Annotated in this window: 1 protein-coding gene; it reads right to left on the bottom strand. The window is 60.6% G+C overall.

The features are described from left to right. Positions 1–282 (bottom strand): phosphopantetheine-binding protein (locus tag DID98_RS35630; protein WP_148093572.1); only part of this gene is annotated, 282 nt, incomplete at both ends.

The following is a 282-nucleotide window of genomic DNA, read 5'->3' as shown; positions in this document are numbered from 1 at the left end:
GCGCGGACGACATGTTGTAGGTCGTGCTGCCGGGATCCAGCTGGTCGAGAAACCACATCCGGCGTTGCGAGAAGCTCATCGGTTGACCTGCGGCGTGCCGTTCGGCTCGATCAATCCTGTCGCCACCAGACTGATCGACAGGCAACGCCGCGGCCAGTTGCTCGATCGTCGGTGTCGTGAAGATGCTGCGCAACGGCAGGGTGACGTCGAACACATCACGAATTCGCGACACCAACTGCGTCGCCAGCAGCGAATGGCCACCTGCTTCGAAAAAATTGTCGC

It is taken from the genome of Burkholderia sp. Bp8984 (genome assembly GCF_003853755.1).
GTDB lineage: Bacteria > Pseudomonadota > Gammaproteobacteria > Burkholderiales > Burkholderiaceae > Burkholderia.
Note: the sequence above shows the minus strand (reverse complement) of the source record. Positions and strands in the feature narration are given on the sequence as shown.